Annotated in this window: 17 protein-coding genes and 2 CRISPR repeat arrays; of the genes, 8 read left to right on the forward strand and 9 right to left on the reverse strand. The window is 67.3% G+C overall.

Going from position 1 to position 19,123, the window contains the following annotated elements; translation table 11 throughout:
• Positions 1-8: 8 nt before the first annotated feature.
• Complete coding sequence (locus D451_RS0125325; protein ID WP_394296806.1) at positions 9-1,253, reverse strand: MFS transporter; 1,245 nt, start codon at positions 1,251-1,253, stop codon at positions 9-11.
• Positions 1,254-1,551: 298 nt separating this feature from the next.
• Between D451_RS0125325 and D451_RS0125330 the strand changes: the two genes are divergently transcribed.
• From D451_RS0125330 to D451_RS0125355, 5 genes are all read left to right on the forward strand, one after another.
• The gene (locus D451_RS0125330) at positions 1,552-2,274 is read left to right on the forward strand and encodes a class I SAM-dependent methyltransferase (RefSeq protein ID WP_017536489.1); all 723 of its coding nucleotides are present in this window, start codon (positions 1,552-1,554) and stop codon (positions 2,272-2,274) included.
• On the forward strand, positions 2,271-3,047 hold the full coding sequence (locus D451_RS0125335) for a Rossmann-like domain-containing protein (protein WP_017536490.1): 777 nt from the start codon (positions 2,271-2,273) through the stop codon (positions 3,045-3,047). Before D451_RS0125330 ends, D451_RS0125335 begins: the two co-directional genes overlap by 4 nt.
• 11 nt (positions 3,048-3,058) lie before the next feature.
• Positions 3,059-4,030: a GHMP family kinase ATP-binding protein gene (locus D451_RS0125340; RefSeq protein ID WP_017536491.1), complete on the forward strand. Its 972-nt coding sequence runs from the start codon at positions 3,059-3,061 to the stop codon at positions 4,028-4,030.
• Complete coding sequence (locus tag D451_RS0125345) at positions 3,988-5,004, forward strand: pyridoxal-phosphate dependent enzyme (protein ID WP_017536492.1); 1,017 nt, start codon at positions 3,988-3,990, stop codon at positions 5,002-5,004. Before D451_RS0125340 ends, D451_RS0125345 begins: the two co-directional genes overlap by 43 nt.
• Before the next feature lie 516 nt (positions 5,005-5,520).
• The gene (locus D451_RS0125355) at positions 5,521-6,075 is read left to right on the forward strand and encodes an NUDIX hydrolase (protein WP_017536494.1); all 555 of its coding nucleotides are present in this window, start codon (positions 5,521-5,523) and stop codon (positions 6,073-6,075) included.
• A gap of 104 nt (positions 6,076-6,179) precedes the next feature.
• Here the strand turns inward: D451_RS0125355 and D451_RS0125360 are convergent, their stop codons facing one another.
• A complete protein-coding gene (locus D451_RS0125360) occupies positions 6,180-6,941 on the reverse strand; it encodes a 5-formyltetrahydrofolate cyclo-ligase (protein ID WP_017536495.1) in 762 nt (253 codons plus the stop codon).
• A 221-nt stretch (positions 6,942-7,162) separates the two neighbouring features.
• On the opposite strand from D451_RS0125360, the gene D451_RS0125365 reads away from it, so the two are divergent.
• Positions 7,163-7,642: a GNAT family N-acetyltransferase gene (locus tag D451_RS0125365; RefSeq protein ID WP_026125364.1), complete on the forward strand. Its 480-nt coding sequence runs from the start codon at positions 7,163-7,165 to the stop codon at positions 7,640-7,642.
• Positions 7,643-7,882: 240 nt separating this feature from the next.
• Here D451_RS0125365 and D451_RS0125370 read toward each other — a convergent pair whose 3' ends face one another.
• The 7 genes from D451_RS0125370 to D451_RS28005 form a co-directional block, all read right to left on the reverse strand.
• Complete coding sequence (locus D451_RS0125370; protein ID WP_026125365.1) at positions 7,883-8,566, reverse strand: maleylpyruvate isomerase N-terminal domain-containing protein; 684 nt, start codon at positions 8,564-8,566, stop codon at positions 7,883-7,885.
• Between the two features lie 404 nt (positions 8,567-8,970).
• Complete coding sequence (locus D451_RS0125375) at positions 8,971-9,705, reverse strand: class I SAM-dependent methyltransferase (RefSeq protein WP_017536498.1); 735 nt, start codon at positions 9,703-9,705, stop codon at positions 8,971-8,973.
• 448 nt (positions 9,706-10,153) lie between these two features.
• A CRISPR array of direct repeats spans positions 10,154-10,545; the repeat unit is 29 nt; unit sequence CTGAGCCCCACGCACGTGGGGATGGACCG.
• Between the two features lie 302 nt (positions 10,546-10,847).
• The gene (locus D451_RS0125380) at positions 10,848-11,861 is read right to left on the reverse strand and encodes a protein-L-isoaspartate O-methyltransferase family protein (RefSeq protein ID WP_241463388.1); all 1,014 of its coding nucleotides are present in this window, start codon (positions 11,859-11,861) and stop codon (positions 10,848-10,850) included.
• Between the two features lie 26 nt (positions 11,862-11,887).
• The gene (locus D451_RS0125385; protein WP_017536500.1) at positions 11,888-12,292 is read right to left on the reverse strand and encodes a lasso peptide biosynthesis B2 protein; all 405 of its coding nucleotides are present in this window, start codon (positions 12,290-12,292) and stop codon (positions 11,888-11,890) included.
• A gap of 8 nt (positions 12,293-12,300) precedes the next feature.
• Positions 12,301-12,576, reverse strand: a complete 276-nt coding sequence (locus D451_RS0125390; RefSeq protein WP_017536501.1) for a PqqD family protein — start codon at positions 12,574-12,576, stop codon at positions 12,301-12,303.
• Positions 12,573-14,336: an albusnodin/ikarugamycin family macrolactam cyclase gene (locus tag D451_RS0125395; RefSeq protein WP_108914094.1), complete on the reverse strand. Its 1,764-nt coding sequence runs from the start codon at positions 14,334-14,336 to the stop codon at positions 12,573-12,575. The genes D451_RS0125390 and D451_RS0125395 overlap by 4 nt, the downstream gene beginning before the upstream one ends.
• 24 nt (positions 14,337-14,360) lie before the next feature.
• The gene (locus D451_RS28005) at positions 14,361-14,486 is read right to left on the reverse strand and encodes a lasso RiPP family leader peptide-containing protein (RefSeq protein ID WP_017536503.1); all 126 of its coding nucleotides are present in this window, start codon (positions 14,484-14,486) and stop codon (positions 14,361-14,363) included.
• A 1,259-nt stretch (positions 14,487-15,745) separates the two neighbouring features.
• Between D451_RS28005 and D451_RS26905 the strand changes: the two genes are divergently transcribed.
• Both D451_RS26905 and D451_RS0125410 read left to right on the forward strand, forming a co-directional pair.
• Complete coding sequence (locus D451_RS26905; protein WP_020379977.1) at positions 15,746-16,720, forward strand: hypothetical protein; 975 nt, start codon at positions 15,746-15,748, stop codon at positions 16,718-16,720.
• 9 nt (positions 16,721-16,729) lie between these two features.
• Positions 16,730-17,266, forward strand: coding sequence for a GNAT family N-acetyltransferase (locus tag D451_RS0125410; RefSeq protein ID WP_026125367.1), 537 nt, complete (start codon positions 16,730-16,732; stop codon positions 17,264-17,266).
• A gap of 886 nt (positions 17,267-18,152) precedes the next feature.
• Positions 18,153-18,669: direct repeats of the CRISPR family, unit length 29 nt; unit sequence CTGAGCCCCACGCACGTGGGGATGGACCG.
• Positions 18,670-19,123 lie beyond the last annotated feature (454 nt).

Below are 19,123 nucleotides of genomic sequence, written 5' to 3' on the forward strand. Positions count from 1 at the left end.
ACGCCGGGTCAGGGGGAGCGCGGGGTGCGGAAGTCGCGGGCGCCCGGGGCGAGGGCGGCCAACGCCGGGGCGAGCACGCACAGGAGGGCGCACGCCAGAAGGACCGCCTCGAAGCCGAAGGCCTGGGCCGCCGGGGCGATGAGGGCCAGGCCCACCGGGGCGAACCCGTAGGCGAACAGGAAGTCCAGGGCCGACACCCGCGCCAGCTTGTCGGGGGCGACCTCGCGCTGGGCGGCGGTGAACCAGGGGACGTTGAACAGCTCCACGCCCAGCCCCACCACGGCGTAGGCGGCGAACACGACCACGGCGCCGACCGGGAAGGCCAGGCTCAGCGGGGCCAGGGCGTACAGGCCCAGGCCGAACAGCGCCCAGAGGCCCTGGGCCCGGGGACGCCAGCGGGACATGAGGAGGGCGCCCACCAGGGCGCCGGCGGTGTAGGCGGTCAGCGCTCCGGCGAGGACCGCCTCGGTGCCGTAGTGGTCGCGGCCGGCCAGGGGGAGCAGCACGTTGGTGGCCGAGTAGCCGAGGGCGATCACCGTGGTCAGGGCGGCCAGCCCGGACAGGAACCAGGGGTGGCGTCGTGCCTCGGTGAGCCCTTCGAGGAACTCCACGTGGAAGGGGCGGCGCTCCGGTCGTTCCTCGGTGGCGAGGGTTCCGCCTCGGGGCAGGAGGGCGGCGGCGAGCCAGAGGACCATGGTGGCCATGAGGAGGGTGCCGGGGCCGGTGACGGTGGCGGCCAACGCGGTCAGGCCCGGGGCGAGCAGGGTCACCCCGCGTACCGAGAAGGTCAGGGCGGCGTTGGCCTGCTGACGTTCCTCGAGGGGGACCACCTCGGCGGTCAGCGCCTGGAAGGCGGGGCGGCAGGCCCCCTGGCCCACGCCGACGACGGTGGCGGCCAGGGTCATCAGGGCGGTGGAGGTGTCCAGGCCCAGGGCCAGGACGGGGGTGGCCGCGGCGGCGGTGAGCCCGGCGACCAGGACCACGGCGCGGCGGGGGTGCCGGTCGGCGAGCACCCCGCCCAGGGGGACGGCGACCAGGAACCCGGCGGTGCGTCCGGCCAGGACCAGTCCGAGGGCGACGGCGCTCAGGGAGCCGTGCAGGACGGCCAGGCCGAGGATGAACGGCATCGCCCAGGTGGCCAGCCCCGACGCGGTGGTCGCGCACCACAGGCGGACGAAGTCCGGGCGCCGGAGCGGGGTGGAGCGCCGGGCGTCGGTCGTGGGCGGTGTCGTCGAGGGCACGGGAGCTCTCATCTCCGATCGTTCGAGGTGGGTCGGGGCCACTCTAGTGAAAATGATTATCACTCGCTACCGGGATCGCCGAACCCGACCTGGGGTGGGTGGGAGGCCCTGGTGTGCAGGGGTTGGCGTGTCCGTGGAGGGGGGACGACACGTGGGGGTGTGCCGGAATCGTCGGGATTCGTGAGATGAATCGGGGGTGACAACGGTTTTCATTTTTACTATAGTCACCGCTCAAACACGCGTCGCCACGTTCTCCCTCACCACACCACCCACACCCCCGAAGCCCCCCCGCCATCGGAAAGGACCCCCTGTGACACCCCTTCTGATCGATCAACTCCCCCCGCCCCTGCCCGCGGAACGGATCATCGAACTCAACCGCCCCAAGACCGACCTCCACACCCTGCGTCACTACTCCTGGAACGGATGGGACTTCGAGGTCCCGCCGGGCGTCTTCGTCCCCGGGGAGACCAGCCGGATGATCCACCGACGCCTCCTCGACGACGAGATCGACGTGCGCGGACGTTCCTACGCCGCGATGGGCGTCGGCCTCGGCGTGGAGGCGATCGTGGCCGGCCTGCGCGGCGCGTCCCACGTGTACGCCCTCGACGTCCACCCCGCGAGCGTCGAGGCCACCGAGGCCGGCTACCGACGCATCGTCGGCGACGACGGCCCCGGGACCCTCCACCTCGGCGTCGGAAACCTCTTCGACCCCCTGCCCGACGGCACACGCCTGGACGTGATCACCTTCAACCCTCCGGCCGTCAGCCGACCGGTGAGCGAGGACCCCGACGTGGTCCGCAACGTCTGCGCGGGCGCCGCCGTCACCGACGCCTTCTTCAGCGAGATCGCCGAACGCGACCTGCTCGCCCCCGGAGGCGAGGTCCACCTCATCGTCTCCAACACCGCCGACCTGCGGCACATCATCGGCCACGCCGTCGACGAGGGCTTCACCGCGCACGTCCACCACCGGCACGACTGGAACGACGGCGTCCTGACCTACCTCTTCCGCCTCACGAGGGAGGACGCCCGATGAGAGACCTCGACACCCTGTTCCGGACCGTGCTCGACACCCCGGACCTTCCCATCGCCACCAGCGTCTTCTGGGTCCAGCACGGCACGCGTCTGGCCGGCGGCGACGTCACCTACCTCAACCGCTACGTCCTCGTCCGCATCGGCAGGGCCTTCGGCGCCTGCGCCTTCGAAGAGGGCGCCCTGGATCCCGACGTGTGCGCCGCCTACTCCGGCCGCCCCCTCGCCGAACTGTTCGAAGGCCCCGCGCCCCTGCGCCTGGCCGCCCTGGACGCCTACCTCGCGCAGAAGGAGCCCCACTCCCAGGACCCCCGGGCCGAGGCCGTCCCCCTCCCGTTCGGGACCCCCGAGGAACGGGCCGTGGCCCGGGACCGGGCGGTCACCGGACTCCTTCCCGACCCCGAGGGCCGAAGGATCGCCCTCATCGGTGTCGTGAACCCGCTCGTCGCCGCCATCCGTGAACGCGGCGGCGAGTGTCTGCCCTGCGATCTCAACCTGCGTCGCACCCAGTGGGGCGACCCCGTCGAACCGGACATGGAGAAGGTCCTGTCCGAGGCCGACGCCGTCGTCGCCACCGGGATGACCCTGGGCAACGGCACCTTCGACCGGATCCTGGAAAGCTGCCGGGAGCGTGGGACACCCCTGGTGATCTACGCCCAGAGCGGTGCCGCCGTCGCCCGACGGTTCCTGGGGTCCGGTGTCACGGCGCTGTCGGCGGAACCCTTCCCGTTCTCCCAGTTCAGCGCGGAACCGACCCTGCTCTATCGATATCGCTAGGAGGCCGAGGCGTGACCCTCGGAACCGGACAGGCCACCTGCCACCACGGTGAGGTACTCCAGGGAGTCTTCCTGGACGGGCGGGGACGACCCACCCGCGGCCTGGTCACCCTGCCCATGGCCGAACCCGCCACCCGCGCGGTGTTCACCCCCTTCTCCGTCGGCGCGCCCACGGGCGTGACCGTGGATCCACCGGATCGGACCAAGGCGGCCCGCGCCGCCGAACTGGCCGTCGCCGAATGCGCGCGACGTGCCGGGGTCCGGCCGGTCGGCGGTCACCTGAGCGTACGAGGGGGCGCGACGCCCGGTCTGGGAATGGGCTCCTCGACCGGTGACGTGACCGCCGCCGTGCGCGCGGTGGCCGCGGGTCTGGGCGTCCGACTTCCCGTGGAGGTCGTGGCGAGGGTGGCGGTGGCGGCCGAGGGCGCCAGCGACCCGGTCATGTTCGGTGAACGGCCCCTGCTGTTCGCCCAGCGGGAGGGGCGGGTCCTGGAGGACCTCGGGGCCGCCCTGCCCGAACTGGTCGTGGTGGGCTGCCTGACCGGTGACGGTCGTCCCGTCGACACCCTCGCCCTTCCGGGAGAGGTACGACCGAACGACGTCGCCGTCTACGAGCGGTTGCGCTTCGCCCTGCGGGTCGCGATCACCGATCGCGACGCCGCCGGGGTGGGTCACGTGTGTACGGAGAGCGCCATCCTCAACCAACGGATCCTGCCCAAGACCGAGCTCGGCTCCCTGCGCGGGATCGCCCGGGCCTGCGGCGCGGTGGGTATTCAGGTGGCGCACAGCGGCAACGTCGCCGGTGTGCTCTTCGACGCGACCGACCCCGATCTACGACCCCGCGTCGACGCGGCGGTCGACCGACTCGGGCGGGAGGGACTCACCCCGACCCGGGTCTTCTCCACCTCTTCGAGGAACACCCTGAACCCAGGGGAGCGATCTTGGACGACCACGTATCCGAAGCCATCGCCAGACCTGATCTGATCGACCTGGGCGAGGGCCTGCTGTGCCTTCGCTTCGAGTCCATGAAGGTGGCGTCCGCCCTGGCGGCGGTACGCCACCTGCTCGACACCGGGGTGGTCCGCCCCGGTGACACCCTGCTGGACAGCTCCAGCGGTATCTACGCCTACGGGCTGGCCCTGGCCGCCCACAGATACGGTTTACGCTGCCACATCGTCGGTTCCACCACCATCGACCATCCCCTGCGGATCCAACTGGCCGTCCTCGGAGCGACCCTGGAGCGGATGCCTCCCTCTGAAGATCTGTCCCTGGACCAGAATCGTCGGGTCCACCGGATCAAGGAGGTGCTCCGGGAGAACCCGCACTTCCATTGGATGCGCCAATACCACGACGCCGTCCACGGACTCGGCTATCGGGCGGTCGCCGACCGGATCCTCAAGGAGGTGGGGACCGGGCCGCTGACCCTGGTGGGCGGGGTCGGGTCGGGCGCCTCCACGGGGGCGCTGGCGCGTTACGTTCGCGAAAGCCTCCCCGACACCCCGCTGGTGGGGGTCCAGCCCTTCGGCAGCGTCACCTTCGGTAGCGACGGCGTCGACGATCCCCAGATCATCATCGCCGGTATCGGCAGCTCCATCCCCTTCGGCAACGTCGACCACACCCTCTACGACATCCTCCACTGGACCTCCTTCGACTCCGCGCTGGCGGGGAGCGTGGACCTGCTCCGTCGCCACGCGGTCTTCGCGGGGCTGTCCGCCGGGGCCGCCTACCTGGTGGCCCGCTGGGAGGCGGCGCGTACGGGCCGACGGGTGGTGTTCGTGGCGGCCGACACCGGGCACCGCTACGTGGACTCGGTCTTCGCCCACCACGAGAGCGCCCTTCCCATCGACGATCTGGCTCCGACGGCGATCGACGACCTGACGGGGTTGGCTCCGCCCTGGTGCCGGATGGAGTGGGGTCGTCGTCCCGCCCCCGAACAGGCCGTCCATCGTGCGGACTGAGTAGTCGCTAGGGGACGGAGGAAGCCCCACGTAGGTGGGGTGGTCGGTCGCCGATCGGGTGATGAGCCCGATCGGCGACCGGGGTCGTGGGGGGAGGGGCGGGCCTGGCCGATGCCGGGATGTGGAGGGTGGTCTCCTCCGGCACGGTTCGGTCGAGGACGGTCGTGGTAGGGATGGGTGAGGAGCGGAGGCTGCTTCGCGGCGAAGGTTGCGGGAAGGTAACGGCCTCTGTTTCCGCAGGTCATTTTCCCCTGAGCCCCACGCACGCGGGGATGGACCGGAACTCCAAGACCGCAACCGCCGTCTGGCCGCCCTGAGCCCCACGCACGCGGGGATGGACCGAACGGTCCGACAAGATCCCGATGATGCGATGGCCGCGCCCCGAGCGCATATCCACGGTCCTCAAGGGGCCGCGCCCACGTTTGTCCATGCCTTCCGTCCTGGCTCCATCAGGCAGAGCCGCTTCGTGGAGGCGGTCCCCGTCCCATGCCGCGTCCGGTCACGTAGGTTCGGCGCATGGGACACAGGGAGAGCTCTGAGGACGGTAGAGGTCGTTGGGTCGTTCACGGTGAACGCGCCATCTATGACAGTCGGTGGGTGCGGTTGGGGAAAGCGGATATCACCACACCTTCGGGGAGCAGGTTCGAGCACCACACGGTCACCTTGCTCTCGGCTGCGGTGATCGCCATCGTGGACCGGGCCGGTGAGCATGTCCTGATGAGCTACCGGCACCGGTTCGTGCCCGATGTCTGGGGGTGGGAGCTGCCCGGCGGGCTCTTGGACCCCGAGGAGACTCCGGAACAGACCGCCGTACGTGAGGCCTTGGAGGAGACCGGCCACCAGGTCGGCTCGGTGGAGCACGTGGCCACCTTCGAGCCGATGATCGGCACGGTCCGCAGCCCTCACCATGTGTTCGTCGGCCGTGACGCCGAACCGGTGGCGGATCCGACCGAGTTCGACGAGGGCGTTTACGAATGGGTGCCTCTGGCCGAAGTCCGCGGCCTGATCTCCAAGGGACGTATCCAGAGCTCGGGCACCCTCATCGCTCTACTTCACATTCTCGCTTCCTGAGGCCGTCGACCTGGGTGGTTCGCCGCTCGGCGTACAGGTACGGTTCTCCTCGACCGAACCCGAGCTCCCACATCGGAGCAGCCACACAAAGAGCCCCGGCCTCCTTACCGGTTGTGGGGCGGACCCTCCGGATCCGAGGCCGCGAGTTCACGCAGTTCCTGGAGGATCGGGATCGCAGCGATCTTCTGTTCCGATAGATCCTCCCAGGAGATTCCCGAGGGGCGGCGGCGAGGCGGACAGGAGATCGCCCCGTCGGGGGTGACGATCAGGTCGACGCTCACGTCGTGTTCGGCTTCAGGGATGGGCTCGTCCAGGACTTGGAGTTCGTGGACGGTGGTGACGATGAGGGTGTCGTCGGAGACGAGTCCGGCCTGGGCGAGCAGTCCCATCTCGATGTCGGAGTACCCCGCCCCTTTGCCCAGGCGGACTCCGTCGAGGTTGACGGCGACGCTGCCGCAGACGATCACGTCCACCGCTCGCATGCGAGCGGGTCGGGTACGCGAGGCGTGTTCGGCGGCTCCTGCGCCGGTGACGGCGATATCCGCAGGAGCCGTGAGGGTGCTCGGGTCGAGGAGGTAGAAGGGGTCGGCGCCGGCGATTCTCGGCACCGCCATGTACAGCAATCTGCCCTCTCTCACCGTGGCTAGACGGACTTCGGTCTGGGCCTTGTCGGGGTTGGCTTTGACGACCCGGGCCTTCTGCCAACGCGGGTGGGCGGTGAGGTGTCCGGCGGCTCTGTCCGCGCCGTGGAAGTTCGGGATCTTGCCGTTCACGGGGCCGGAACGGCCCGCTTGGACAGAGTCCAGGCGCTGCCACACCTTGTGGCGCAGTTGGGCCTTGGCGTCGGTGATCCGATCAGAGCTCATGGGGTCCTAACGGGTGATGAGGTCGATGAACCGGACCTGACCGTCGATGATGGCGAGAAGGGGGCGTCAAGGGGCGAACAACGTTAGTGATCAGGGAGGTCGCTCCACCTGCGTGCGTGGTGTGAGCGATGTCGGTCGCAGTGCCGCAGCGCTGTTGCTCCCGCCGCGATGGCACGCCGGTCGACCATCATCGTTTACAAGATCCATATCGAGGAGCGTTCGTGATCGTCACTCCCCTTCGCCCTGAACGGATCGGCGAAGTCCTACAACTCATGGAACTCGGCGAGCCGTACATCTCCGCACGTACCCTGTCCGATTACTGGCTTTACGCCACCCTGTTCTCCTCCACTTGCCCCGTCGCCATCAACACCGATGACACCGTCGCCGGAGCGGTGATCGCCTTCCGCAGCCAGGACGACCCGGCGGACATCTACGTGCAAGACGTCATGACCCATCCCGATCACCGATGCCGCGGTATCACCAGAGCGCTCTTGCAGAACGTGCGTTCCCAGGCCGAGAAGTGGGGTTGTCGGCGTCTCTACCTCACCTCAGAACCCGACAACCAGGCGGCGCACGCCGGCTGGATCGCCCTCGGTTTCACGAACGTCCCCGGCGACCACGAGATCAACGGCGTCTCCGTCATCACCGACTTCAAGGGGCCGGGCCGTAGCCGAGCCGTCTATCAGTTGACTCTGAGCTGAGCCGGTGGGCGGCTGGAGGTTGTTTCCGGTTGAAGGTTGCGGGAAGATAACGGCCTCTGTTTTCGCAGGTCATTTTCCCTGAGCCCCACGCATGTGGGGCTGGGCCGGTTGCCCCCGAGAGGCTGCCACCGTCGACGACCTGAGCCCCACGCATGTGGGGCTGGGCCGGACCGGGCGGGGAGAACACCCCTTGGCGACCGCGGGGTGAGGGCACTCGGGTGAATGTTTCCGGCCAGAGCACTAGCCGAGCGTGAGCCACTGAACGCCGAGCCTCGTCACCTCGGCTCGCTCTTCGTCGGTGAGGTCCGCGCGTCCTGTCGCCTTGCGCAGGAACACTTCCGGGTCCCATTCCAGCGCTTCGATGGCTGGAATGTGATCAGGGCCCGCGAGAAGATCCAGCAGGACCGAGCCGGCTTCCGGGGTCAGCCAGGGGTCGCGTTCCAACGCGTCCGCCAGATCCAGGCCGTGCACGGCCACCTCGACCACCCGCGTCAGCAGGAAATCGGACAGCAACATGGCATCGCCGTGCCGCGTTCTCACCACGCGCCCAGCAGACTCCTGTCGGCTCATTTCCTCGACGCGCTGCCACGTGGCCGTGAAATCCTTGACCAAAGAAGCACCGGTGACGTGCTGGTTCGCATAATCTCGTGCGAGTTCAATACGCGCGGTGTTGGTCTGTTCACTGAACCGTGCATCCGGGCGATAGTATTCGACCGCATCGATGTCGGCGGCCTCCGGAGCAGGGGCGGCCAGCATTTCGGGAACCCACGCGAGTACGACACGGATGTGTCCGAGCAGTTCGCGCACCGACCACGGCTCGCATCGTGTCGGCCGATCCCACTCGGTCTCCGATAGCCCATCGGCTTCCTGCGACAGACGATTCGCCTCATGCACGAGCGCGTCGAGCGCGATACTTGAATTCATGCCGAACAAGCTATAACACAGGAAAATGCCAGGGGCGCTTGTCTGTACTTGTGTACTCATAACCGGTCGAGTAGTCGCCGAATGAGCTGTCCTTGGAATGACGTGGCCGTTCTGTCCGTGGCCGCGGCGCTCCGGACACGGGCTTGGCCATCTGAGCCCCACGCACGTGGGGATGGACCGAAGGCCCGTGCGGAGTTCCCCCAAACTCGCGCCTGAGCCCACGCACGTGGGGATGGACCTCCACTATGGGGCTGTACTCATTCACGCCGCCCCTGAGCCCCACGCACATGGGGACGCCAGGTCCCGTGTTCCCGGGGGTCGTGTCGAGCCGCAGTGAAGGTGATGGCGCTCGACACAGGGAAGATGTCAGTGTTCAGGAAGTCCTCGGGGCAGCCGTTCCGGCTTCAGACCACCGTCCCGGGGCGTGTGCGGGCGACGGTGACGATGTTGTCGCTCGTGGCCGTGAAAGGAGCCCGTGACCAGTCGCCGTAGCGGACCTCCACCTCCAGCCCGGCTTCGTGCAGGAATTCGTCGAGGTTCTCCGTGTCCAGGAAGCGCAGGCTGCCTGCGTCGACCCGGAGGGTTTCGCCTTCGCGGGTGGCGGTGGTCTCGGTGAACGTGACCACGTCGCCGTTCACGGACTCGACGTAGTGCGACACCCTCAGGGCACGTCCCCGGTGATCGACCACATCGGTGGCATGTTCCGGGGTCCAGCCCTCCCAGGCGCGGACGAGGGGGTTGCGGGTACCGAACACGAACTTTCCCCTTGGGGTGAGCGCCCTCCGGATCGCACTCAGCGCGGAGTGGAGTTGGTCGTTGGTCACGAACACCTGGAAGGCATTGCTGGCCATGATCGTGAGTTCGAACTTTCGCTCCCACGCCATGTCCTCGGCTCGGCCCTCCACCCATGTGATGTCGTCGCGAGTGCGTGCCCGGTCGAGTGAGGCGTCGTCGGGGTCGATTCCGCAGAGTCGTCCGGTGTGCCCGCGCTCGCGGGCGCGGTGCAGCAGCATGCCGGTACCGCAGCCGACGTCGAGGACGGACGTAGAGGCCATGACGTGGGAGAGGTAGAAGTCATCGCTCGGGCCCCAGGGGTTGAGGATGTCGTAGAGGGCGGCCGCATCGGCGTCGGAGTACATGGCGACAGTGTGTTGTCGGGTGCCCTCGTTTGGCCAGGGTTTTTTGTCGGAATCGTCCGCCCGGAGCAGGGGGCGAAGGAGGTGGGCTGCTGACATCTTTACTGCGCCGACCACCGACACGTTGTCTGAGTTGCCACTGACATCCCCGCTGCGCTCGGACAGGTCGGGGCCGCACCCCCGTATGCGGGGATGGGCTGGTGTAGCTCGCCGAGTATGAACGAGACGAGGCTTGGGTCCCACTCACGCGGGGATGATCCTGTCATTGAGGGGCCGTTCGAAGACATCGAGGCCTGCTCCCCGCGTGTGCGGGGATGGCTGAAGTCGGTGGGGTGTTCGTGAGTTCCGGTGGGCTCTGTAGGTGTGTGGTAGGGATGAGTGAGGGGCGGAGGTCGCCTCCTTGTGAATGTTGCGGGAAGATAACGGCCTCTGTTTCCGCAGGTCATTTTCCCTGAGCCCCACGCACGTGGGGATGGACCGACTCCCAGACCGACCCAGAGCAGGACGGTCTGAGCCCCACGCACGTGGGGATGGACCGAGCTCGGCCTGACGATGGTCTCCTCCACCCTCCTGAGCCCCACGCACGTGGGGATGGACCGACCCACCCAGTATGACCAGCACCCCCAGCAACCTGAGCCCCACGCACGTGGGGATGGACCGCGCCCCAGGCGCTCTAGAGACCCCGGGAGGTGCTGAGCCCCACGCACGTGGGGATGGACCGGCTGTCCCGACTTGCTCGGAGACTGCAACACGCTGAGCCCCACGCACGTGGGGATGGACCGAAACTTCGGGAGATCATCCGCGAGGACATCACCTGAGCCCCACGCACGTGGGGATGGGTCGTCTGCGCCTCCGACGTTCCCGACGTCCTACTCTGCGACTCCTGTCTGAACGCGCTCACCGGTGTCTTGGCCGCCGCCCCTTACCGCTACCCAGCGCCGCCCGGGGCCGTCGCGTCCGCCCGAGCCACGCTGAGGGGCACCCGTGCCGCTCGCCTGGCTCTGGTACCGCTGCTGGGGGTGCGGCGGCTTACCGAGCGGTGTTCGCAGTGTCAGACGAAGGACCTCACCCGGATCACCGAGCGAGGCCCTGTCATGTGTGACCACTGTGGCCTGAGCGTGCAGGAGGCCAACCAGTGAGTGAGGTCAAGAATGGGCGGGTTCGCTTCGCTCTGCACGCACCTGCCACCCACTGCCCTCCCGGCGGAGCACAGGGCGCACCTGCGCCCATCCCGGGCAGCCGGCGGTTCGCCACTCCTGGACCCACCCGCGAGCCGTGGACTCAGCGGGGGCGCCGATGGTGAGAGCATCTAGCCCGACCGGTCGAAACAGGAAGGCACCGGCTGCGTCGGCCACGCCGATGCCGAACCCCTGAGGCCCTCCGAGGACGACCAGCTCGCTCGGATGTGTGGCGTACAGCCAGGCCCGGAACTCTGCGGGGTCGTCGCCGTCCTCGAACACCCGGACCGTCCGTACTCCGTCAGCGAGCCGAGCCAGCAGGCTCTCGGCGCCGGCCGGGTGCTCCTTCGCCCACGCCCCCGCGATCCACCACGTCGCGCCCTGGTCGTCCTGCGCGCGAGCGTCAACGCCTCGGGGCGGAACCGTCCATTGGTCGAGGTCGGCCCCGTGCATCTCGACGTACCCGCCCTGAGCCAACGCCAAGCCCTTCAGCCCGTGGCCCTCGCCGACCTTTGCGGTCACCACGGCGTGCGTCTTGACCAACCCTGCCAACTCGACCGGGGCAACGATCAACCCACCAGGACGGGTCTGTTCGACCCAGGCGTGCGGAATCGCTTCCGGGGTCGTCCAGGCGACCACGCGGTCGAAGGGAGCACCCTCGGGGGCACCCTCGTGACCGTCCGCCGCCAACAGCACGACGTTGTTCCGGCCTCCTTGGGAGTGGAGCCTTCGCGCCCGCTCGATCAGCTCCGGGACGACGTCTACCGTCACCACCGTCCCCGAGGGGCCGACGAGTTCGCTCAGCAGAGCGCTGCTGTAGCCCGAACCCGTTCCGATCTCCAGCACCTTCATGCCGGGCTGGAGATCGAGCCCGTCCAGGGTGACGGCGATGCGCTCTCGGGCCGTGGTCTGCGTGACGAGAGATCCGTCCGCGTTGAGCGTGTAGACGTCTTCGGGTACCGCCGCCAGGGCAGCGGACACGCGAGGGTTGTACTCCATGATGCCTTTCAGGTTCGAGTGATCACGATGAACGGGCGGTCCGGCTCTTCCTGCTCCCCGATCGGGGTTCCCTCTGCTTCGACCCACGCATGAGCGGCGTAGGGCATCAGGCGTACCCCGATGCACCAGTCCACAGCCTTGCGCATCAGTATCCCGGTCAGGGCTGCGGCCAGGCTGAGTTCCAGGCAAGCGGCCCGTCCGGGGAACCGCCGGGCAGCAGTTCGTGCTGCGGCGACCGCGTCGGCAGCCTCGGAAACGGAGGCAGGTCGGGTGCGGTGCTTGAGTGCCGTCAGGGTCTTCACGCTGTACTTGAGCGGGAAGCGCAGCAGCAGCACTGCCGACCAGAAACCGAGCGCGCCCAGGAGACGATGGGGCAGCCGCGGGCGTCGGGACGGGCCGGCGGGGAGAGCCATCGGAGTCGTCATTCTCCCTCCGGGCTCAGTAGGCCGCGCTCGCACAGGTCCTGCACGAGCCGGGTGACGTCGGCCTTCACGATCTGGGGGTCCGCTCCTGTTTCAGCGGACAGGTTTTCGGTCAGCTCTTCAGGGTCGGTGCCGCCGATAAGCGCATTCCAGAGCAGCGCGCTTGTGGGGTTCAGCCCGTAGAAGTGCCCGTTGCTCAGGTCGAGCAGCATTCCGCCGTCTTGTTGGAGGACGAACTTCACGGACTCAGAAGGGATATAGGCGACCATGTTCATACGTCTCCCGCGTACGTTTCGAGCTGTCGTAGCCACACCTCGGTGGCCACGACTTGACTGAGCGCGCCCATCGGCGCGCGTGCCCCGCTGATCGCCGCTTCGAGGTCGGTGCGCACGGCCGCGGGGTCGATGATGCCCAGGTCGGCCAGGCGCGAGTCGGTCAACAACGCACGCACCTCGCCAGCATTGACGCGGAGGCCGTGGTACTCGCACGCGGAGTAGTCCCCTTTGGTGCGCCTGGCGAACAGGTCGGCCGGGAGCCGATCAGCGAATGCCTGGCGCAGGAGCGGCTTGGCCTGACGCACCGTGGTGCGCTGCCAGGCAGGCACGGATAAGCACGCGGCCAGAACCCGGGAGTCGAAGAACGGCACCACCACAGGCACGTCCAGGCCAGCGGCCACATGCAGGAACGATCGGGTCGCGCTCCCATGCGCATGGATGATCCGCCTCGCATGGGCGTCGGCTCCGTCCTCCTCGCCCCCGGGGCGACAGACCCGGAGCGCTTCGGCCACCTGGGCTCGCGCCGAAGGCGTCGCCCAGCGGGCGACCTTGCTCACCTGAAGCCAGGAGATAGAGGACTCGAAGACCCGCACATGCTCGGCACGGCGTGGTCGCAGCGTTTCCAGCTCGGTAGCCGCGTTCGTGAGCGCAGTCCGATACGACATCCGAGACACGGCGACCGCCGCACGCACCAGACGATGCACCGGCCGGTGTCGCAGCCGTGCCCACCCCGTGCACTCCGTGAGGAACCGACCTGCGGTGGCGAGACGGACTCCGTCGGCGACGTAGGTGATCGGCGCCCCGAGCGCAACATCACCACCGTCTCCGACCAGGTGAACACCCGTTCCCGCTACCGGGGCCAGCCGGAACCGAGTACGGGTGTACAGCGGCGTATCCAGGGTCGGCAGGTCCGTGAACGGAGCCGAGGCCAGACCGGTGAACGGAAGCTCATCGCGGCCTCCGGTGAGGACCTGATGCTCTAGGCCGGGCTCGCCCTGGGCGAGCGCGAACGCATACCCGGCATCATCGTCGTTCACCGCGTAGGGGTCGGTGTAGGTCAACGCCGTAACCGGCCGAGAGTTCCGGGCGGCGAGCAGTGCCACCGTCGAGGAGTCCAACCCCCCGGACAGATCCGCCGAGACGGTTACGGCTCCAGCGGTGTGGGCTCTGACGGACTCCGTCAGCGCCTCAGCGAAAGCGTCGGGGGCGTCACGGACAGAGACGGAAGGCGGGTTCGGGCGCCGCTCGGTGCTCACGTGATCGCCGGAGATCACGAGGATGCGGGAGGGAGAGAGTGCCTGTACCCCGAGGTAGAGAGAATCGTCCGAGAGGCCGGGAACAGTGTCGGGGAGGATCAGGTGCGCTGCCAGCGCCAAGGGGTTAACCCGTGGTTGGGGCGACCGCGCGAGCGGCAGCGGGCTCAATGCCACATGAACGCCATCGCGGCGGCGGGCCCACCACCATCGGACCGTGCCGGCGAGATCACCAGCGACGGCAACCCTGTCTCCGTCACTGACCAAGGCACCGAAGCGTCCGGGAAGCGTTAGCACGCGGACCATCGCCCGAGCCGGGGTGGTGCTCGTGGAGATCAGGTCGGCTACGTCCTGGTCGCTGGACAGGCAGTCACCGAACAGGGTCACCGACAACCCCGCACCGATCTGACGGATCGGGCGGGGGTCCCACCGACTCAACCGGATCGTGGGTTGTGCGGGTGCGTCCGGCACCAGGTCCTCCTTCCAACGGGGCCGGGCGCGGACCATACAGGTCCGCGCCCGGGACCGGGGTTAGTTGTAGCGGGCCTGGTTCAGGTCCGCCGTGTCCTCTTGAGCGGAGCCGAGCGTGAGGTCGCGGGCGTCGCCCAGGTCGATCAGGACGGGCTCCTCGTAGCTCTGGGGGGTGTTCTCGTTCACGGTTCCTCCTTGGAATCGCTGTTCGTTAAGACCGGGTCGGGGGTCCTTCCCGGGGTGTGCGGGGCGAGCTTGGACTCCACACGGCCACGTGAGCGGCTGCTCACGTGGAGTTTTTCGGGGTCTTGCCTGCTGCGGTTTCGTGGTTGGGCGGCGCGACAGCGCGGGACGAGCGGGCCAGGGGACGGTTGCTCTCTCCGCTGTGTCCGGGCGTGCTCACCGCACCGTCGCGCCGATCAATAGGGGGCGAGGTCTGTCGCTCCTACGTCAGGTCGCCAGTTCGCTGACCGCTACTTCCGGGTCCGACGCCTCGTTGGATGGAAGCCCGGTCACCATGCGCGCGCACCGCTGTGCCCCTGCGACCGCGACCTTCGAGGATGAGCTGAAGATCGAAGCGTGATGTCGGCCGGCTTGCTTCTTCAGTTCGCCGTTCGAGTAGCCCGGGGCGCGATGAGGAAGCGGGGGCGCTACGTTCAGCCCCGTTCCCATGTTTCTCACCTCTGCTGGATTGACTATGCGTGCCGGTACCTGGCTGGCTTCCTGTAGCTCCCAATCGAACACGGACTACATCCGAAAAGCACCAGGGTCGGCGGCATAGTTTCTATGAACTGAATCCAGCTACTGACCTGGGGAAATGAGGGCTGGGAGCCATTTCTATGCGGCCTTGGGGGTTGCGCTGATGATCTTCGCCGTTGCGGTTGCGGAATCCTCGGGCACTCTGTAACCGAACCCCCAGAAGGAGCGCGATGACGAAGTGGACGAAAGCGCAGATTCGCTCCCTCGTTGGCCGAATGCGGAAGCAAGGGCGATCAGATGACGAGATCGCTCAAGAGATCCGGACCGAATCCGGTGTGACTCCTCTGGCCGCATATCGGCTTCTCCACGGTTGGAGCCAGAACGAAGCAGCAGCGCGCTTCACGAAGGCGACACCCGGATTCGGGCTGGACCAAACTTCCATCAGCCGTTTGGAGCTGTGGCCGAAGCAAGGAGGCCGTGCCCCTCAAACAGTCCAGGTAGTTGCGTTCGCGCGGCTATACGGGACCTCTCCTCTGAGCCTGCTCAGCGCGGAAGCCCTTGACCGCTTGGACCAGGCTGAGCAGGCCGTCCTGCTGCGAGTCAGCCAGTCGCCCTCGCCGCTGGAACATCCGCTTCCGCCCCAGCGAGCGGCCCCCCGTCCCCCCTTCGAGGAACAACATCAAGCCACACCTTCTGAAAGGCAGGTCGAGATGGCAGCCAGGCGAGCAGTGCGATTCGGATCCCTGGTGGAGGGATCCAACACTGGAGCGGAGACGATCCAGGCGCTCTACGAAGAGACCGCCCGTATCGCGAGCGTCTACCCCAGGGTCCCGCTGAACGAGGTTCTGAGTGATCTCATCGAGGCCCAGGACATCACCTTCGTGCAGCTGGAGGGGAGGCAGAAACCTGCCCAGAGCAAGGACCTGTATGTCCTCGCCGGCGTTCTCAGCCTCATGCTGGCCAAAGCGAGCCATGACACCGGAGATCCCCAGTCGGCGATGAAGCAGGCTCGGACGGCCGCGATCTGCGCAGATCAGGCCGAACACCCCGGCCTCATGGTCCGTGTGCGGGCTCAGCAGAGCTTGATGGCCTACTGGGCCGGTTGGACCAGCGAGGCCGCACGCTACGCCACAGCGGCTGAAGGCCTCGCAGAGCACAGCACCGGGAGCGGAGCCGTGTGGCTTGCCTCTCAGACCGCGAGGACCTGGGCAGCGCTCGGAGACGGGGAGAAGGCCCTGCACACTCTCAATCGGGCCGAGGATCTGCGAGCCGCGGTAGAGCCCGATGATCTCGACGGCATGGGCGGCCTGATGAGATTCGCCCCCTGCCGACAGGCATACTACGAAGCGGAGACGCGCATCTGGGTCCCCGGCGAGGAGGACCAGGCCAAGCAGTCGGCGCAGCGCGCTGTTTCCGCCTACGAATCCGCGCATGAGCAGAACAGCGACGACTGGGCGTTCGGCGACGAGGCTGGGGCTCGCGCAGATCTGGCGTTCGCTCACGTGTGTCTCGGCGAGGTAGAGGGAGCCCGGGAAGCACTCGCACCGGTACTGGACTTGCCTGCGCAGCAACGGATCTCTGGCATTCTGCGAAGCGTGATGCGGGTTCACGAACCTCTCCGCAGGCCCGAGTACACCGGGAGTGCAGTTGTACGTCAGCTCAGGGAGGAGATCGAGACGTACGCTCAGACGCCCGCAGCGGCTATCACGGCCGGTCGTTAGCCTCTCACCATGGTTCCTATTTCCCTCGATGGCTCGGCCCTGTCTCTACGAGAGCTGAAACCCTCCGACGCCGAGGCGTTGCACACCGTTTACGGCGACTCCAAGACCGTCGAACACCTCAGCTTCACGCCTCGCACACTGGATCAGTGCAGGGCCATCATCGACTCCGCCGTGAAGGATGCGAAGGGCGATCCCCGCACGGTCTACATGCTCGCAGTGCTCCATGGTGGGGAACTGGTCGGTGCCGCCAGGCTAGCGAAGGACGAGCGTCCCCATTCCGCCCAGATCGGCTTCGCACTTCGTCATGACATGTGGGGGCGCGGACTGGGGGCGGAGCTCGTCCAGCTCTTGCTCCGCTTGGGGTTCGCCGAATTCGGTCTGGCCCGGATCTGGGGCGCCCGGTCTCCGGAGAACCCCGCGTCCGAAGCCGTGATGAACAAGATGGGGATGGTCGAGGAAGGCCGTATCCGGCGACATCTATGGACCGGTACCGCGTGGCGAGACTCCATCGTTCATTCGATCCTGTCAGACGAATGGGCCGGTTAGCCGCCGTTTCCTTGAAGCGCATCACCGCAGATCTTCAGATTCGATCTGGTGAGGGTCTGTGGTGATGCGCTTCCTCGGTACCGTGGACACAATGTCGCGGTAAGCGAGGAGGAATAGCGAGTTTCTGAGACACCGATCCAGCACTTCCGAGTAGACCAATACCTCTGGGACGCCGGCCTCGTCCGAGCTGCCCGTGAGGGAAGCTTCCTTCCATCTGTGCTGCGCGCCTACGTGGAAGGGTGCTCGTGATGGACGTCGAAGATCGCATCGCGGTCTTGCCTCCGGAGTACCGGAGACGGCCCGATGGGTAGGGCGCACGGACGTCTGCTCCGTTGGGGCGAGATCGAGCGGGATCACGGTATCCCGCGGGGAACCCTGAAGTCGTGGGTCCGTCGGGGCCACCTTCGCCTCTGTTCCTCACGAGGATGTCCAGACTGGTGGGGGAGTGGTGTTCGGGTGGGTGGTTGAGGGGTGTCGGGTTTGTCTGTTTCTCGACAACTTGCAGAAATGAGGGGTTGCTCGGGATAGCGTTGCAGGTCAGGAAGACTGCTCCCCGCATGTGTGGGGATGGCTGCCGACCGCACCGGCGCCTGGGCCGCCGGACAGACTGCTCCCCGCATGTGTGGGGATGGCTGCCAATTGATGATCAGCAGACCGGTAGTGGTCTTCTGCTCCCCGCATGTGTGGGGATGGCTGACGGTCCCAGCGGATGCCATGCTTCGCCGACGCTGCTCCCCGCATGTGTGGGGATGGCTGAAGTCGGTGGGGTGTTCGTGAGTGCCGGTCGGCTCTGTGGGGGTGTGGTAGGGATGAGTGAGGAGCGGATGTCGCTTCGTGGTGAAGGTTGCGGGAAGATAACGGCCTCTGTTTCCGCAGGTCATTTTCCCTGAGCCCCACGCACGTGGGGATGGACCGACCTCCAGGCCCTCGTCCAGGACCCTGATGTCCTGAGCCCCACGCACGTGGGGATGGACCGAGCCCAGACCCCCGGTCCGGCCGGATCGGGAACTGAGCCCCACGCACGTGGGGATGGACCGAGGTGGGCCTGGAGGTAACCGAACTCACCCGCCTGAGCCCCACGCACGTGGGGATGGACCAGCCCGATGACGCAAATCCCCAGGGAGATCCACCTGAGCCCCACGCACGTGGGGATGGACCGGTCCCCTCCACCCAGGCCCCGTCTCCCGAGACCTGAGCCCCACGCACGTGGGGATGGACCGTCCTCGGAGCTGTAGGCGGACGCGGGGATCAACTGAGCCCCACGCACGTGGGGATGGACCGGACAACACCTGGCCGCCGGTCGCGGTCTCCTCCTGAGCCCCACGCACGTGGGGATGGACCGGCGGCGCCATATTTAAATATGCCCCACGCTTTCTGAGTCCCACGCACGTGGGGATGGACCGACCTTGGTGACCCCGGCCCAGTCGGACTCCCACTGAACCCCGCGTACGCGGGGATGGGACGCCGCATTCGGGAAGGCGGGAGGCTGACACAGAAAGCCTCTGGCGGTCGGATCATGGGATGAATGACGTCACAAGTTCTTTTTCATTCCACCGACATCGCCTTCAGGAGGAGGCTAGGGTGTCTGTGTGGGTCGGATGTCTCATGGAAAAGCAGTAGCGATAGTCGCCGCATCCTGCCTGATGCAGGCGACCGCAGCGATGGCCGGATTCACCGCCACGCCGACCCTGTGGCAACTAACGATGCTCTCGGCCACCACCCTCCTTGCGGGGGGAGTAGCTTACCTGGGCGTCTTCTCAAAAAATCGAGTTATGAGACGTGGTAAAAGAGCCGCGGCTAAGAGCTCATCTCAAAAGTCCTCGCTGTGCTTGGCCAGATGCTTGTAGCAGATGAGGA

Origin of the sequence: Nocardiopsis alba DSM 43377 (genome assembly GCF_000341225.1) — a bacterium.
GTDB lineage: Bacteria > Actinomycetota > Actinomycetes > Streptosporangiales > Streptosporangiaceae > Nocardiopsis > Nocardiopsis alba.

What these genes read in the sequence shown, in the direction of transcription:
- D451_RS0125370 (WP_026125365.1), bottom strand. Translation starts at nt 8,566, where the DNA reads ATGAATTCAAGTATCGCGCTCGACGCGCTCGTGCATGAGGCGAATCGT.
- D451_RS0125410 (WP_026125367.1), top strand. Translation starts at nt 16,730, where the DNA reads ATGGTTCCTATTTCCCTCGATGGCTCGGCCCTGTCTCTACGAGAGCTG.
- D451_RS0125395 (WP_108914094.1), bottom strand. Translation starts at nt 14,336, where the DNA reads ATGGTCCGCGCCCGGCCCCGTTGGAAGGAGGACCTGGTGCCGGACGCA.
- D451_RS0125360 (WP_017536495.1), bottom strand. Translation starts at nt 6,941, where the DNA reads ATGAGCTCTGATCGGATCACCGACGCCAAGGCCCAACTGCGCCACAAG.
- D451_RS0125390 (WP_017536501.1), bottom strand. Translation starts at nt 12,576, where the DNA reads ATGAACATGGTCGCCTATATCCCTTCTGAGTCCGTGAAGTTCGTCCTC.
- D451_RS0125355 (WP_017536494.1), top strand. Translation starts at nt 5,521, where the DNA reads ATGGGACACAGGGAGAGCTCTGAGGACGGTAGAGGTCGTTGGGTCGTT.
- D451_RS0125335 (WP_017536490.1), top strand. Translation starts at nt 2,271, where the DNA reads ATGAGAGACCTCGACACCCTGTTCCGGACCGTGCTCGACACCCCGGAC.
- D451_RS0125325 (WP_394296806.1), bottom strand. Translation starts at nt 1,253, where the DNA reads ATGAGAGCTCCCGTGCCCTCGACGACACCGCCCACGACCGACGCCCGG.
- D451_RS0125375 (WP_017536498.1), bottom strand. Translation starts at nt 9,705, where the DNA reads ATGTACTCCGACGCCGATGCGGCCGCCCTCTACGACATCCTCAACCCC.
- D451_RS0125385 (WP_017536500.1), bottom strand. Translation starts at nt 12,292, where the DNA reads ATGGCTCTCCCCGCCGGCCCGTCCCGACGCCCGCGGCTGCCCCATCGT.